General features: G+C 26.5%; 11 protein-coding genes. 1 reads left to right on the top strand and 10 read right to left on the bottom strand.

Annotation, left to right across the window (positions count from 1 at the left end):
- The 3 genes from MBCUR_RS07555 to MBCUR_RS07565 all read right to left on the bottom strand — a co-directional run.
- Positions 1 to 1,471 (bottom strand): ATP-binding protein (locus MBCUR_RS07555; RefSeq protein WP_067092190.1); only part of this gene is annotated, 1,471 nt, incomplete at its 3' end.
- A gap of 158 nt (positions 1,472 to 1,629) precedes the next feature.
- Positions 1,630 to 3,189, bottom strand: a complete 1,560-nt coding sequence (locus MBCUR_RS07560; RefSeq protein WP_067092208.1) for an ATP-binding protein — start codon at positions 3,187 to 3,189, stop codon at positions 1,630 to 1,632.
- 324 nt (positions 3,190 to 3,513) lie between these two features.
- Positions 3,514 to 6,396, bottom strand: a complete 2,883-nt coding sequence (locus tag MBCUR_RS07565) for a beta strand repeat-containing protein (protein WP_067092192.1) — start codon at positions 6,394 to 6,396, stop codon at positions 3,514 to 3,516.
- Between the two features lie 896 nt (positions 6,397 to 7,292).
- Between MBCUR_RS07565 and MBCUR_RS07570 the strand changes: the two genes are divergently transcribed.
- Positions 7,293 to 7,796 (top strand): Panacea domain-containing protein, encoded by a 504-nt coding sequence (locus MBCUR_RS07570; protein ID WP_067092194.1) that lies wholly within the window; start codon positions 7,293 to 7,295, stop codon positions 7,794 to 7,796.
- A gap of 346 nt (positions 7,797 to 8,142) precedes the next feature.
- Here the strand turns inward: MBCUR_RS07570 and MBCUR_RS07575 are convergent, their stop codons facing one another.
- The 7 genes from MBCUR_RS07575 to rplJ all read right to left on the bottom strand — a co-directional run bounded on the left by MBCUR_RS07575 (position 8,143) and on the right by rplJ (position 16,328).
- Positions 8,143 to 8,490, bottom strand: a complete 348-nt coding sequence (locus MBCUR_RS07575) for a HepT-like ribonuclease domain-containing protein (protein ID WP_067092196.1) — start codon at positions 8,488 to 8,490, stop codon at positions 8,143 to 8,145.
- Positions 8,487 to 8,795, bottom strand: coding sequence for a nucleotidyltransferase family protein (locus tag MBCUR_RS07580; RefSeq protein ID WP_067092198.1), 309 nt, complete (start codon positions 8,793 to 8,795; stop codon positions 8,487 to 8,489). Before MBCUR_RS07580 ends, MBCUR_RS07575 begins: the two co-directional genes overlap by 4 nt.
- 149 nt (positions 8,796 to 8,944) lie before the next feature.
- Positions 8,945 to 9,079 (bottom strand): hypothetical protein, encoded by a 135-nt coding sequence (locus MBCUR_RS10965; protein ID WP_281190567.1) that lies wholly within the window; start codon positions 9,077 to 9,079, stop codon positions 8,945 to 8,947.
- Positions 9,080 to 9,503: 424 nt separating this feature from the next.
- Positions 9,504 to 11,177, bottom strand: a complete 1,674-nt coding sequence (gene lysS / locus MBCUR_RS07585; RefSeq protein WP_067092200.1) for a lysine--tRNA ligase — start codon at positions 11,175 to 11,177, stop codon at positions 9,504 to 9,506.
- Positions 11,178 to 11,860: 683 nt separating this feature from the next.
- Positions 11,861 to 13,033, bottom strand: coding sequence for a tyrosine decarboxylase MfnA (mfnA, locus tag MBCUR_RS07590; protein ID WP_067092202.1), 1,173 nt, complete (start codon positions 13,031 to 13,033; stop codon positions 11,861 to 11,863).
- A 448-nt stretch (positions 13,034 to 13,481) separates the two neighbouring features.
- On the bottom strand, positions 13,482 to 15,800 hold the full coding sequence (gene ppsA, locus MBCUR_RS07595) for a phosphoenolpyruvate synthase (protein ID WP_067092204.1): 2,319 nt from the start codon (positions 15,798 to 15,800) through the stop codon (positions 13,482 to 13,484).
- Positions 15,801 to 15,830: 30 nt separating this feature from the next.
- Entirely contained in the window at positions 15,831 to 16,328 is a 498-nt protein-coding gene (rplJ, locus tag MBCUR_RS07600; RefSeq protein ID WP_281190568.1) for a 50S ribosomal protein L16, read from the bottom strand.
- Between the last annotated feature and the right edge of the window lie 367 nt (positions 16,329 to 16,695).

Here is a 16,695-nt window from a genome sequence, read left to right on the forward strand (position 1 = left end):
AATATTTTTTTTCTTTTATTTGTTTGAATGCTTCTTTTATTATTGTTTTTGTGGATTTTGTTGATGAGTATTTGATTTCTGTGATTATTGTTTTGTCTTTTATTTTAAAGATTGTGTCTGCTCTTCCAGAGTAGGTTGTTACTTCACCTTGTGATTCAATTCCTAAAAAATAGAGGGCTACTAAGAATATTGCATGGTAGTATTTTTCATCGTCTCCTTTTAGTGGATATGATAGTCTGTGATATATGCTTTCTAGGACATCTATGAACCCTTTGGAATCTTTATTTAAAATACTTGTGTATGTTTTGTTTTTAAGTTTTTTTAAATTCCCTGTACTTAAATTTGTATAAGCCATTACAAGTCTACGGATTAGAGACTGTCTAACTTCATAGTTTGGAATGTCTAATGTGTATTCAATATCCCCATAATTATTCTTTATTTCTTTTATTGTTAGGTATCCTGTTTGAAATAGTAATGTTATAGGGTGAATATCTTCTATTTCAAAGGTGTCTAAATCATCTTCAGTTGCAGGTACAGGTTCGATTATTGGTTGAAGGTTGTTTTCTTTTTTAAGTAGTTCAATTAGAAATGTTGGTGTTCCACTGCTAAACCAATAGTTGGAAAATTTTCTCTCATCAAATAGTAATAATGTTGAAAAAGGATTATAAACCTTATTTTCACCATCCCAAGTATAACCATCATACCAATACTCAATTTTAGCTAATGTTTCTTCATAGCTAAGAGATTCTTCATTAGCTAAATTTTCAATATGTTCTTTAAAATACTCTTCTAGTTCAATGTGAGTGTAACCACAAATTGTAGCATAATCTTTATTTAATGTAATATCTTTAGGGTTGTTTAGTCCTGAAAATATAGATGTTGATGAGAATTTTGATATTCCAGTTATGAAAATGAACTTTAAAAATTCATCATTGGCTTTTAGAGATTGATAAAAGTTATTTAAAGTTTTTCTATTATTATTGGATATTTTGAAATTTGTTATATGGTCTATAATAGGTTTATCATATTCATCAATTAAAATTACAACTTTTTGTTTGAATTTTTTATTAATTTTTTTAATTAGTTCTCCGAATCTTTGTGGTAAAGTTTTTCTTTTTAGTTCCACTTCAAAATTTTCAGAAATATCATCTAAAAAATCGAATAAGGAATCTTCTAATTGATCTGAATTTTTATAAGCCATAGATCCAAAATCTATTTTAATCACAGGGTATTTCTTATTCCAATCCCATTTGTCATAGATATATAAGTTTTTAAATAATTCTTTGTTTCCTTCAAATAGTTCTTTTAGTGTACTGATTAATAATGATTTTCCAAAGCGTCGGGGTCTTGATAAAAAGTAAGGTTTCCCTCGAGTAGTCATTTTATGTATATATTTAGTCTTGTCAACATATACATATCCTTCTTCTCGTATTTCACTAAATGTTTGTATGCCTACAGGTAGTTTTTGCATATTATTTATCCCTTAATTTAGTTAAATATAATTATATATAAATGTTATATTTGTTAATAAAAATATAAATACTTTTCTTAAACTTTAGAATATTTAAATTATAATTAATAATAATATAATAATAATTGCATTTTTAGTAAATTATTAAATATTTTTTATCATAATTTTTCCCTAAATTCACAATCTATATCATTTTTTGAGAAGGCTAATGCTAAATAGATTGGATTTTCATCCTTGTATCTTGTATAATACTTTTTTTCTTTTATTTGCTTGAAAGCTTTATTTATTATTGTTTTTGTAGATTTTGTTGATGAGTATTTTATTTCTGTGATTATTGTTTTGTCTTTTATTTTAAAAATCGTGTCTGCTCTTCCTGAATAGGTTGTCACTTCTCCTTGTGAGTCAACCCTTAATAAATACAGAGCTACTAAGAAGATTCCGTGATAGTATTTTTCATCATCTCCTTTAATTGGATAAGATAATCTGTGATATATGCTTTCTAGGACATCTATGAACCCTTTTGAGTCTTTATTTAAAATACTTGTGTATGTTTTGTCTTTTAGTTCTTTTAGATTTCCTGTGCTTAAATTTGTATAAGCTTTTACAAGTCTGCGGATTAGGGACTGTCTGACTTCATAATTTGGAATGTCTAATATGTATTCAATATCTCCATAATTTTTGCTTTTCTCTTTTATTGTTAGGTATCCTGTTTGAAATAGTAATGTTGTGGGGTGAATATTTTCTATTTCGAAAGTGTCTAGATCGTCTTCAGTTGCAGGTATTGGTTGGATTATTGGTTGTAGGTTGTTTTCTTTTTTAAGTGTTTCCATTAGGAATGTTGGTGTTCCACTGCTAAACCAGTAATTTGAAAATTCTCTTTTATTAAATAGTAATAATGTTGAAAATGGGTTGTATACTTTAGTTTTTCCATCCCAACTGTATCCATCATACCAATCTTCAATCTTATTTACTGTTTCTTTGTAATTAAGCGATTCTTTTTTTGCTAGGGTTTCAATATGTTCTTTGAAATATTTCTCTAGTTCTCTGTGGGTATAACCGCAGATATTACAGCAATTTTCATCTAAAGTAATATCAGCAAGATTATTTAGTCCTGAAAATATAGATGTTGATGAAAATTTTGAAATTCCAGTTATGAAAATGAATTTTATAAATTCGTCACTAGCTTTTAACACTTGGTAAAAACTATTTAAAACATTACGATTCTCATCTGCTATTTCTAAATTAGTAATATTGTCGATTATAGGTTTATCATATTCATCAATTAAAATCACAATTTTTTGCTTAAGAGATTCATAGATTTCTTCAATTAGTTCACCGAATTTATCTGCTAATTCTGTACTTATTAAAGAAATTGAATATTTTCGAGCAAGACGATCAATAAAATTGTTTAAAGAAGATTCAAGAATCTCTGAACTTTTATAACTTAATTTTCCAAAGTCCAATACAATAACAGGATATTTCTTATCCCAATCCCACTTATCATAGATATATAATCTTTTAAAAAGCTTTTTATTTCCTTCAAATACTTCTTTCAATGTACTGACTAATAATGATTTCCCAAAGCGTCTGGGTCTTGATAAAAAGTAAAGTTTTCCCATAGTAATTAAATCATGTATATATTTAGTCTTATCAACATATACATATCCTTCTTCTCGTATTTCACTAAATGTTTGTATTCCAACAGGTAATTTATCCATAAGTTTCATATCTCCTACCATTTATATAATATAATAATTGTTTTTGATTATTTATATAATTATTGATTTAATTATTATATTTTAATTTAATTTATAAAATATCATTAAATTAGAGTAATAGAGAAATTAGAAAGGTCTGTTAAAAATAGCTTTTTTCAAAAAAAATTTCTTTTTTTACTAAACAAAGGATTTTTCTAAGATTTTGACAAACTGATATGAACTTTTGACCGACATCAGAACATAAAAAAAATTAAAAAAATTAAAAAAAAGATTAAAAAATAAAAGGATTAAAAAATAAAAAGATTAAAAAAAATAAATATAATTTTATTTTTTCTTTGTAAATATGGCTTTTATAGTAGTGGATTTACCTGCACCTAAATTTTTAGCACCAAAAGTCAAAATTTTACTTGCTTTATTATATTTATAGTAAGAAATTGAAGATGCAACTGCTTTAACATACTTTAGAGAAGAAGGAACCTTAAAAGTCCAAAATAGAGAGCCTTTAGCAGAACCTTTGTTTTTTATTGTAAATGTTCTTGTTACCTTACGACCAGAAGCAGAATCTTTAGACGAATAGCTAATTTTAGGTTTTTTAACTATGGTGTAGGTATAAGTAGATACAGCAGAGTTACCATCCCTATGAGCAGCATAAAATCTAATTTTAGATGTTTTAGTAATTGTTATAGATTTTGTGTACTTTTTATAATTTCCATTTCCTATTTTATAGTATATTATTCCATTATTTGCAGTTAAAACCACTTTAATGTCTTTATTATAACTTCCAGTCTTGTAGTTGGCACTAACTTTAGCTTTTGCAGGTGGTTGTTCATTAATGGCTTTGTTATTAACAATTTGGTTTGTAGAAACAGAAGACCTATTATAACCAGCATCACCATTAAAAATAGCTTTAACAACATAATTACCTGACTTTAATCCAGAAATAGATAAAGAAGCAACTCCATTACCATTAGTAACAATTGAATAACTCTTATTACTAATACTAACAGAAACAGTTTTACCAGACAATGCCTTAGAGTTAGAATCCTTCAAAGTAACCTTAATAGAAGCATTCCCACCCTCAACAATAGCTGGAACAGAAATAATAATAGTTGTATTCACTTTAATAGAAATTGGTTTACTATTAACCAATTGATTACTAGAAACAGAAGACCCATTATAAGCACCATCACCATTAAAAATAGCTTTAACAACATAATTACCTGATTTCAATCCAGAAATAGATAGAGTAGCTATTCCTTCACCATTAGTAACAACAGAATAATTCTTATTGTTAATATTAACAAAAACAGTTTTACCAGACAATGCTTTAGAACTAGAATCCTTCAAAGTAACCTTAATAGAAGTATTCCCACCCTCAACAATAGCTGGAGCAGAAATAGTAATAATTACATTTGTTTTAGTTAAAGAAACATCAATGTAATCTTGTTCATTAAAATTAGGAAGTAAATTAGAATCAGCTTGAGCACTATTATTCAATTTAAGCACAGAATTAAACTTAATCTCACCATTAGATGAAGAACCAGTATTTGTAACTTCTACAATAAAATGATTATTAGTAACTATATTAACCCCATTTACTGAATTATTACCCCACCAGTTATAATCAGCATTAACAACCCCATTAGAAACAAATAGATTGTTTAAAGTATTGTTAAAATAGTTGTTGGCAATTTTATTAAAACTAATATTGACAGAATAAGGAGAATTAACAAAAATTCCCTGAGAATTATTTATTATAGTAGATCCTGTAATGTTAATATCTCCAGTTTCTTTATAAATAGCACCACCAAAACTGGCATTATTATTAATAAAAGTAGAACAAAACACATTAAGGATATCCCAACAATAAATAGCACCACCATCACTGCTTGCAGAATTATTATTAAAAATAGAACCAATTACACTAAGATTAGCACCATTAAAAATAGCACCACCCTTACCACTTTCATAATTATTAGTACGTACCAAATTACTAGTAAAGACAGAATCATTTATAATGCTAATATCGCCACGAGAATAAATAGCACCACCACGCTCATATGCAGAACTATTAGTAAAATTAGAACCAATTATAGTAAGATTGCCATAATTGTCAATAGCACCACCCCAATATTTAGCATGATTATTAGTGAAAATAGAATCACTTACACTAAGATTTCCAGAACTACTTCTAATAGCACCACCATCACCACCTTTTGCAGAATTATTAGTAAAAATAGAATCATTGACAAGACTATTTGTACTAGAAATAGCACCACCACTACCACTTGCAAAATTATTAGTAAAAATAGAACCAATTACACTGATATTACCACTATCAATAGCACCACCATAATATGCGAAATTATTAGTAAAATCAGAATCACTTACACTAAGATCACCGTAATAAACATAAATAGCACCACCACTATCATTTGCGGAATTGTTAGTAAAAATAGAACCAATTACACTAGCATTACCTCTCGAAAAGTAGGAGGGATCAGGCTTAACATTGCTAGTTGGAATACCGTTAACATAAATAACAGTAATCCTAGGAACATACACATCATACTCGTAAATATAAATAGCACCACCACTACCACTTGCAAAATTATTTGTAAAAATAGAACTATTTACATTAAGATAACCGTGAAAAATATTTATAGCACCACCACTACCATTATATGCATGATTGTTAGTAAAAATAGAACCAATTGCATTAAAATTACCATAATTATAAATAGCACCACCACTACCATTTGCAGAATTATTAGTAAAAATAGAGTCAATTACACTAAGAGTGCCATTATTGTAAATAGCACCACCATTATCGCCATTTTTGTACCCATTTTTGAAAGTTAAGTTAATCAATGTAACATTAACTCCTGAAGATATATCAAAAAACCTATTTTTTCCTTGAGCATCAAGAATGACATTATTTTTAGATTGTCCAACAATTTTTAAATTGTGGTTGATTGTTATTCCACTGTTATTTTCACCATAATAAATGCCATTTTTAAGTGTTATTGTATCCCCATTATTTGAGCTATCAACAGCTGTTTTTAGACCACCAGTAGTGGTGGTGTCAATTGTTGTAGTTGTAGCATTGGCTGGAGATATTGTACTTATTGCTAAAATTGCTATTATTCCTATTAAAAAGCAAATTAAGACTTTGTCTTCGTATTTATTTATTAATATTTTAATCACTCCTATGTTTATTTTAAAAAAGTATTTTAAAATTTATAAAAAAAATTATAAAATTATTTATTTAATTATATTTCTGATTTTTTGGGTGTTGAAAATCATTGCGATTTTTTAGTTTTGTCCCCATTTTTTGAAATCATTATTTTATATAAAACAAAACTTAATTTATAAGCATTATTTATAATTTAAAATAAAAATCTTACATCATTGGAAAAAATACTGTAAATGTTAAAATAATTAATTATAATATTAGTATTTTATAAAAAAATGATGTTAAGATATTTATTTCTTATATAATTGTTAGTATATAAATTTAATTAAAAAATAAAACTGTTAGAAAACTTAAATAAACTAAAAAAAATAAATTACCCCCCCCCCAGGCATTAAAATCTAAAAATTACTTTAAATAGAAAATAAAATAAAATTAATGGAAATAATTATAAAATACAATAGAATAATAAGATAAAACAAATCAAAACAAGTCAAAGATATTTTTATATGAAATTTAATTTTTTAAGTACTAAAATAGAATTATGAAGAGTAGAAAAATATCCAGTTTTCAGTAGTCATATGTTAAGAAAATATCATGAATCTAATTTAATAAAAAAAGGAGATAATACTTATTGTTGCATAGGGATAATAGTACTTGATATCAAAACAGAAAAATACTTAGAATTAGAAAAAAAATTAAAAATACAGCCAAGGAATATGATTAATCAATAAAAAAATAAAAAATAAGAAACAGAAGAACTTAGGAGAGACATTGGCCATGCAAAAGAATTGTTAAGCAGAAAACTAAAAATATAAAATTATTTACATGTGTTAAAATAGAATGTATATTGTGATGAAATAATTACATATATTATCATATGTACTTGATTAAAAAAAGTGGTTAAAATATGGAAGTTAACACTAAAAAAATGAAAGAGCTCATGCATTATATTATCGATCGTTGCGGTCATAAAAATAATGTCGAAAAAACAGTTCTTTACAAAATCCTTTATTTTTCTGATTTTGATTACTTTGAACTAAATGAAAAATCAATTACTAATGAAACTTATCAAAAGTATCCAAGAGGACCAGTCCCTATTCATTTTGATGAACTTAAAAATGAATTAATCTCCGAAAATAAAATAACTGAAGAAATACAGCATGTATTTCCTGGATCCAAACATAAAAAATTTAATTATTATTCCAATACCAGCTCAAAAATCCAATATATCAACAATGATGAAATAAAAGTAATTGAAGTAGTTATAAACAAATTATCGAAGATGAATGCTCGTCAAATTAGCGAATATTCTCACAAAGACATGCCATGGAGAGTTGCATGGGAATACGATGACTTAGAATATGAATTTGTATTTTATAGAAGTGAGCCTTATTCTGTGAGAGATAATTAATGGCTAAGTACGATTTTGAATACCATCCCAAATTTTTAGACTAATGCAAAAGTTTATTCAAACAAGCCCAAATTATGTAACAATACCTAATTATGAAATCTGGAACTCATACATTAACTTATAAAACCTATAGATTTGAAAAAGGTGAAGTGGCTATAGATCTTGTTGAAAAATTGATTCATAATTATAGCTAATATAAATATTAATATTTTTTATTTAATAGAAAAATGTAAAAATAAATGTAGTTTAAAGATTTGAAAAATAAATATATTTTAATGTTTTTTGGTATTTTTAACTATGTGGAATTTAACTGATTTTTTACATGGTTTAATTTGGTAAAAAATAGTTATTTTTCTTTAAATTCATCTAATATATCTTTAAAAAGTGGTTGAAGTTGGGGAATTTCTTGAGTTACAGTTTTCCAAACTCTTAAACAATTTATATTAAAATATCCGTGTATTAATTTATCTCTCATTTTCGCCATTTGACTCCAAGGTATTTTATGGTGTCTTTCTTGTATTTCAGTGGGTGTGTTTTTTACTGCTTCCCCTATAATCTCTATAGATCTTATAACTGCATAAATAGTTTTATTATCTTGGCTAAACTCATCATAGTCCATATTTGTAATAAATTCCCTACTGTTTTCCATTTCATCATAAATGTCTTTTATAAAATCTTCAGCATCTCTTTTCATGGGTAAACAACCTCTTTTAAGATATGTTTACCTATTTTTGGTTTTAAGGCAGATTTTTCCACCAAATCTACTTCTATACCGAAAAGTTTAGTTAGATTTTCTTCAATATTGATATATTTTATTATTCCTACATTAGCATCTTTTTGAAACTCAACTAATATATCTAAATCGCTATCCATTCTTACATTGCCATTTAAGTAAGAACCAAAAATACCTATGGCTTTAAATCCATATTTCTTTTTCAGTTCTTTTTCATTATTTTTAAGGATTTGAAGAATTTCACTAATTGTTTTTAATTTTTTCATATTTTTCACCTAATAAATAATTTATAATTATATTTTTGTGATAGGTATTATATATTGTTTATTATTTTACTAAATTAACTAAAATTTTTTCTAATTTAGTTAATTGGATATTTAATAATTCATTTTTCTTTTAATAGTAATTCATTGATCTATTTTTTATAATTATTGTTTATAAGCAATTTATCTAAGATTTCAATATATCTTTCTCTTATTCTTTCTGGGTTTAATTTATAGTAACTTTCAGATATTGTATCTCTTTTTCTACCTTGTAAAGCATCAACCAAGGATTTATCTTCAATTGAAGTTGCATGGAGCTTTCTTAGAGCATTAGAACAGAAAAAAAATAATAGTCAACTTTCCCCCCAATTATTTAAATTATTTATCCTTAAAAAAAATCTATTCAATACATTTCTATTAATATCAAATAAAGAAGACTTTAAATTTAATTTTTTACGAGTTTTTAAATATTTAACTATTGCTTGAACAGCTTCATTACTACAACAAGTGTAATAGTATTAATATTAAATTTTTAATACAATTGAAATAAAGAATTAATTTAAATATAAATTTATTTCATTGAAGTGTATAGTAAAAGCAATAAAAACAATTTAGATTATAAAAGGGTTGAATCAGTTTTTAAATAAAAAAGAAGATATTGACATACATTATATGGAACTTATAAACATGAAAAATAAAAAAAATAAAAAATTATTCTTCAAATCTTAATCTTTTTATAAGGAAATCTTTATCTAAAGATAATAAAAATGAAGCTGCTTTAGGACCTTGTTTTTGGCCTAAAATCAATTTATAAATAGCTTGAAAAGCTTTTTGTGGTTTTAAATCATGTTTATGAATTACTTCATACATTTCATCATGTAGTTGAGTGGCATCATTAAAATCCTTAGATTCTAATAAACTAGCCAAATCATTTAAAAAGCTTTTTTGATTATCTGGAATCTCCACACGTGGAATCTTTTTCATAACCTGGAACTTTACAAATTTAGGACCATAAATATCTAGCCAATTTATAACATTATTCACTCTATTTTGGAAGTTTTCTAAATCAACATTATTTAAATTGGAAAATTCTTTTTCTTTAAAACTCTTAGATAATTGGGAATTTTTCTTTAAAATTTCAAATATTTTTTCTAAATCATTTCCAACTATTTGATAAGCAACTACAATGAATCTATAAGGAGGTCTGAAAGGAATATTTCCATTGTTATTTGTATTTTCATTAATGTTTTCATTGTTGTTTATATTTTCATTATTTAAATCAGATTTATTATCTAAATCATTACAATAAGTAGATTTTTTATTGATTTTAGAAATTTCATAGATTTTTTTGAACTTTTTATCTTCTTTTTCTGATGGTGCTTCCTCTTCATCAAAATAAACTTTTTCTACCTTATCAAACTGATCTATCAAATCTAAAAAAACCATTTTAGGAGAAAAATCTTTGTGTTTCATTGGTTTACTTCTAAAAATAAAATAATTTAAGCTTTCAGCTGGACCAATAGCTAACCATTGTTTTGGAGTAAAAAATACTCCTTGAGATTTACTCATTGCATCTCCGTCTAATGTGATCCATTCATAGGCAACAGGATAGGGAGCATCATAGTTAAAAATTTCTTTAGAAATTATTTTACTTACATCATAAGATCCACCACTTGCTGCATGATCTTTTCCAAATGGCTCACAGGTAACAGAAAATATTTTCCATCTTGCAGCCCATTCTACTCTCCAAGTAAGTTTTCCATTTCCAGATTTTATATCCATTTCACCGTCAAAACCACAGTCACATCGATATTTAACAATGTCTCCATCGAAATCATAGGCAAAAGTAGTGTTAACTCTCCCACATTTTTCACATATAGGATTGTAAGGTAACCAATCAGAAGCCAAAGGATGTTCTCTAAATTTGTTAAAAATTTCCCTAATTTTTTCACTATTTTCAAGGGAAGTTCGAATGTAATCATCGTACAAACCATCTTTATACATTTGAAAACCAGATTTTGGAGTTAATTCAATGCCAAAATCATCTAAAACATCAAATAATGGTTTTTCAAAGTGTTCAACAAAACTACTACAACATCCATCAGGACAAGGAATATTTGAATATGGCATGCCTAAATATTCATCATATGACTCAGGCAAAGGAAATGGAACCTTTCTTAAAGGGTCATGATCATCGGCTATCCAAATAGTCTCAGATTCTGCTCCCAATTCTCTTAACTTCTTTCCTACAGCATTTGCTATAAAAACATCACAGGAGTTTCCAATGTGAATTGAACCTGATATTGAGGTACCACTTGCAATTACATGCTTTTCTACATTCCATTCCTTTAACTCTTTAGCTATTCTTTCAATCCAATGATCCATTCAATCACCATAAACATATAATCATAGTAAATATTCTGATAAACTTGATAAAATAAAATAATAAAATTAATAAACTTAATAAACTTAATAAAAATGAAAAAATGAAATAATAAAATCTATAATGTTGTACAACAATTCGGAAATCGAGGTTTCTAAATTTAATTAATTAATAAATTTAAATTAGATTTATATATCTGTAATACATTTTATTATAAAAATAAATATAGATATTTAATAAAATTATATTTTAATTAATATTAATATCTATTTACTAAAAATAATTATTTTTAGACATTTAATTTTTATTATTCTTTAAAACAAACTTTTAAAAAAAGTTTGATCAAAAGATTTTCTCAAAAATATAAGAAAACTAATTTAAATAAAAGTTTTTTTGCAAATTATAATTATTTTAAATATTTATTTTTTATAAAAATAGGTATTAATACTTTATATACAATTTAACATATTTTAATTAAATATCTATTTTTACAAAGAATAATCATTACACCACATATAAACTAATAAAATTTATAAATTAATAAACTGATAAAATAATAAAATTTATAAAATTAATAAAGTAATAAAACTAATAATTGAAAAATGCTGAATATTACTAAAAATAAATGAAAATATTAATTATACAAAAAAATACAAAAAGTAACACAAAAAAAATAACAACAATATTAAAACCCTAAAGATGCTTTAATCTTTCTAAGGTCTCTTAAAAATGCCACTAAATGTGTATGTCTAATATGGGGCATTAAAACTATTCTAATGGCTTTAGGGTAATTTGAAATAGAAACCATCCAACCATCTTCTTTTAAAAGTTCTGCTAAACGGTTTGTATCTATTTTTTCATGGTAAAAAGCAACGATATTCAATTCTGGCTTTATAATTGGTTTAAAATTCTCTTTTTTCAATGCATCATATAAAAAATTTGCATTAACAAGACAATTATTTGCTAATTCCATATAACCCTCTTTACCCATTTCTTGCATAACTGCCCATGTAGCTGCAACAGGTGCACCTAAACGTGTTCCCACAATAGTTGATTGGCTTTTAGAAGTTAAATATGGTGAATCAATAGCTATTATATCTAAAAACTTTTTTTCACGATAAATAATACATCCTGCAGGTATTGGTGCAATTCCCATTTTATGTGGGTCTATTGTGATGGAAGAAACTCCTTCATTTGAAAAATCAAAATTTGGAAGTTCATAACCAATTTCTTTTAAAAATGGAATAGAAAATCCTCCAAATGCTGCATCAACATGAAAATAAATATTATTTTCAACAGCTATTTGAGAAAGTTCTTCTATTGGGTCAATAACCCCAAGCTCAGTAGTTCCAGCAATTCCTACAATAGCTATTGTGTTTTTGTTGATATTCTTTTTAACAGATTCAATATCTACCCTATATTCCTTATTTAAATCTGCTTCTACAAGTTTTACTTCTAACATATCTGCTGCTTTTTTAAATGAAAAGTGAGCAGACTTTGGAACTATAATTTCTCCTTTTTCAATCCCTTTTTCTTTTTTTGCAATATTTTTAGCAGAGCGAATAGCCATTAAATTTGCCTCTGTTCCACCAGTGACAATATTACCAAATCCTTTATCTAAAGATAAGAAAGAAGCTATTTCTTGAACTACCATATTTTCAATAGTACTAGTACCTTCAAATAAGCCAGGATCACCTAGATTAGAGTCTAAAAAATCCATATAAACTTTTTTTGCTAAAGGGTGAGTGGATGTACACATAGATCCTAAAATATGTCCATCTTCATATTTTAAATCCTTTGATTTATAGCCATTGAGTACTTTAAGAATAGATTCTTCATCTAAAGGTTTATCATTCATTTAAATTACCAGTAAAAAATTCATATTATATATTTATTTCAATATTTTTAATATTTTTATAAATATATTTAAAATATAATTATATAAAATAGTTTATAATAAAAATTTGAGTAAGAAATATACATTAAAAATTAAATTATATTAAACTTAAATTATATTAAATTAAATATTAAACTTAAATTTCAATATTAAATTAATGAATATTTTTTAATAAATTTAAAAAAAGAAAGTTATAAAAAAATTAAAAAAATAAATTATGAAATTAATTTAAAAATATTAAGATTAAACTAATTTAAAAAAATGAATTATAAAATGAATTATAAAATAGCTTACAAAATAACTTATAAAATTAATTTAAATAAATTAAGAGTTAAATTAACCTAAAATAAATTATATAAAATAACAAAAGCAATGCTAAAAATAACAAAAATCTTAAAAAGAAAATGATTTAATCAAATAAATCATCATCGTCGTTATTCAATGAAGCTCTTGCAGCATTCAAAATTAATTTTTGTTCTGCTCTTGCAACAGTTTTTCTAACAGCTTCAACTGCATCAGTGTTTGCTGAAACACTTGTAATTCCAAATTCAACAAGCTTTTCAACAATATGAGGTACACTACCTGCTTGACCGCAAATACTGGTTTTAACACCTGCAGCATTGCATTTTTTAATTGCATATTTTATTAATTTCATAATAGCTGGATGTTCTTCATTATAATGAGCCGCAACGAGTTCATTATTCCTATCTACAGCTAAAGAATATTGAGTCAAGTCATTTGTTCCAAATGAAATGAAATCTAACCCTACATCAATAAAATCTTCAATTGTAATAGCTGCTGCTGGAATTTCAACCATAATTCCAAAGTCAACATCTTTATGAGGAACTAATCCAACTTCAGTAGCTATTTCTTTTGCATGTTTAAGTTCATTAGGATGTTGGACAAGAGGTAACATTACACCAATGTTATCATATCCTTTATCTAAAAGTGTTTTAACTGCTTTAAACTCTGCCCTTAAGATATCTGGTTCATCTAGCTCTCTTCTGATACCTCTCCAACCTAACATAGGATTATGCTCATGAGGTTCATTTTCTCCACCTTTTAAAGTAATAAACTCATCTGTTGGAGCATCTAAAGTTCTGTACCAAACAGGTTTAGGATGGAATAAATCTACAACCTTTATAATATTTTCAACCAAAATTTTAACAAGTTCATCTTCATTGTCGTCAACTATAAATTTTTTAGGGTGAACACCATCAGTTAACATCATGTGTTCAGTTCTAAGCAATCCTACACCATCTGCACCAGTGGCTGCTGCTTTTGGAGCTGCTTCAGGCATACTTACATTTACTTTAACTTCGGTTACAGTGATAATGTCTGTTTGAGCATTTGTAGTTGTAGATAGATTTGTATTATCTTGGTTATTGTCTACAGCAAAAATACCTTCATAAATACTACCTCTTTTACCATCAACAGTGACTTTAGAATCCTCTACTAGAATTTCACTTGCATCTCCAGTTCCTACAACACAAGGAATACCTAATTCTCTGGATATAATAGCTGCATGGCAAGTAATTCCGCCTTCATCAGTAATAATAGCATTTGCTCTTTTCATTGCTGGAACCATATCAGGAGTGGTCATTATTGTAACCATAATGTCTCCATCTTTGATTTTATCTAATTCATCAATGTTGTTAATAATTTTAACTTCACCAGAGCCAAAACCTGGACTAGCACCTAAACCAGAAACCACTACAGTCCTATTTTCAAGTTCATTTTCACCAGAGCCAACTGAAGAATCAGAAACATCATTTAGTGTAGTTATAGGTCTTGATTGTAGCATGTAAAGTGTATCCTTATGAAATGCCCACTCAGTGTCCTGTGGAGCTCCATAGTGAGACTGAATTCTTTTTCCCATTTCATTAAGTTCGGTTAATTCCTCATCTGATAAAACTCTCTGTTTTTTCATTGAATCAGGAACATCTTTAATTATGGTATTTCCACCTTTATCTTTAACATACATTGTTTTTTTATCACCAATTGTAACATTTAAAAGTTTATTGGTCTTTTTATCAACATTGTATGTATCTGGAGTAACTGAACCAGAAACAACAGATTCACCTAAGCCCCAAGAACCTTCTATTAAAGCAACATCTTCACCAGTAGATGGATTTACAGTAAACATTACTCCTGCTTTTTCAGATTCAACCATTTCTTGGACAACAACAGCAATGTAGACCTTTGAATGGTCAAAGTTATTCTCTTCTCTGTAAAAAATAGCTCTTGCTTCAAAAAGAGATGCCCAACACTTTCTAACATACTCTACAACTTGTTCAGCTCCTTTAATGTGCAAAAAAGTATCTTGTTGACCTGCAAATGAAGCCTCAGGTAAATCTTCAGCAGTAGCTGATGATCGAATAGCTACTTCAACATCATCATGACCTACTTTAATTCCAAGAGCATTATAGCTTTCAGAAATTAAAGTTGATAACTCATTTGGTATTTCAGTTTCAATAATAAGTTGTTTAATTTTTTCTGCAACTTTTTGAAGTTTCTTAGTTTCATTAACATCAATACCATCTAATAATTTATAAACTTTTTTATATAAACCCGTGTTAGTCATAAAAATATCATAAGTTTTAGAGGTAATAACAAAACCTGGAGGAACAGGAATTCCTGCTTGAGTCATTTCTCCCAAGTTTGCACCCTTTCCACCAGCAATATCGATATTGTTCTTACCAATATCTTCAAATCTTGCCACAAACAATTTTTCACCAACCTTCAATTAGTTAAAAAATTATTTAACTAACTCTTCACCTTCGTCAATGACGACCTTACAGCTAACTGGAAACTTCATAGATGCCCTCTTTAAAGCATCTTTAGCATCAAGATAGTGCTTAGGATTAGTGTAAATAGAAAGTACTCTTTGATTTTTGCCAACAATAGCTTCAATACTGACTGATTTACCATAAGCTTTTCTCATACCATCTTGAACACGATCTGCACCTGCCCCCGTAGCCATTGGATTTTCTCTAACAATATGATGAGGATAAACCCTAATTTTCAAGTGATAACCTAATCTTCCTGCTCTTCTTTGCATGTAACGGTTAGAAGCAATCCTTGCAGCTTCTAATGAGTTGTGTGAAAGATGAGTAGGAGCCTTAACAGCCAAACTAACTGCTACAGGGAATTTTTCAGACAGGTTTCCCATATCGTACTGGACAATCCTAGAACCTGGTATTCTTCTAATATATTCTTTCCTTGTGTATGCTCGAACCATAAAATTCCTCCAAATAAAATATTAACATGAAATAAATATAAAACAAATATGAAAATAAATATAAAATAAATATAAAATAAAAATATTGGATAAAAAAGAAAAACTAAGATATTATTAAATTTAAATAAAGCTTATAATAATTAAACTCTAAGAAATAATTTAAAATTGATTTTTCTATTTAATTCAAATATCCAATATGTAAAATTAAAAATATCAATAAATTTATAAATAAATCATTAAACAAATACTAATAAATGTTTTTTATTATAAAAAAACTTGAAAAACAGCTTTAAATTGAATATATCAATTTATAATTAGTTTTAAAAAAAAATCAAAATTTAACAATTTTAATAAAAGTTTGATAATATTATAATATATATAC

It is taken from the genome of Methanobrevibacter curvatus (assembly GCF_001639295.1).
Lineage (GTDB): Archaea > Methanobacteriota > Methanobacteria > Methanobacteriales > Methanobacteriaceae > Methanoflexus > Methanoflexus curvatus.

Coding starts and splice junctions, on each gene's coding strand:
- MBCUR_RS07560 (WP_067092208.1), bottom strand. CDS start 3,189: ATGGATAAATTACCTGTTGGAATACAAACATTTAGTGAAATACGAGAA.
- MBCUR_RS07570 (WP_067092194.1), top strand. CDS start 7,293: ATGGAAGTTAACACTAAAAAAATGAAAGAGCTCATGCATTATATTATC.
- MBCUR_RS07575 (WP_067092196.1), bottom strand. CDS start 8,490: ATGAAAAGAGATGCTGAAGATTTTATAAAAGACATTTATGATGAAATG.
- MBCUR_RS07580 (WP_067092198.1), bottom strand. CDS start 8,795: ATGAAAAAATTAAAAACAATTAGTGAAATTCTTCAAATCCTTAAAAAT.
- lysS (WP_067092200.1), bottom strand. CDS start 11,177: ATGGATCATTGGATTGAAAGAATAGCTAAAGAGTTAAAGGAATGGAAT.
- mfnA (WP_067092202.1), bottom strand. CDS start 13,033: ATGAATGATAAACCTTTAGATGAAGAATCTATTCTTAAAGTACTCAAT.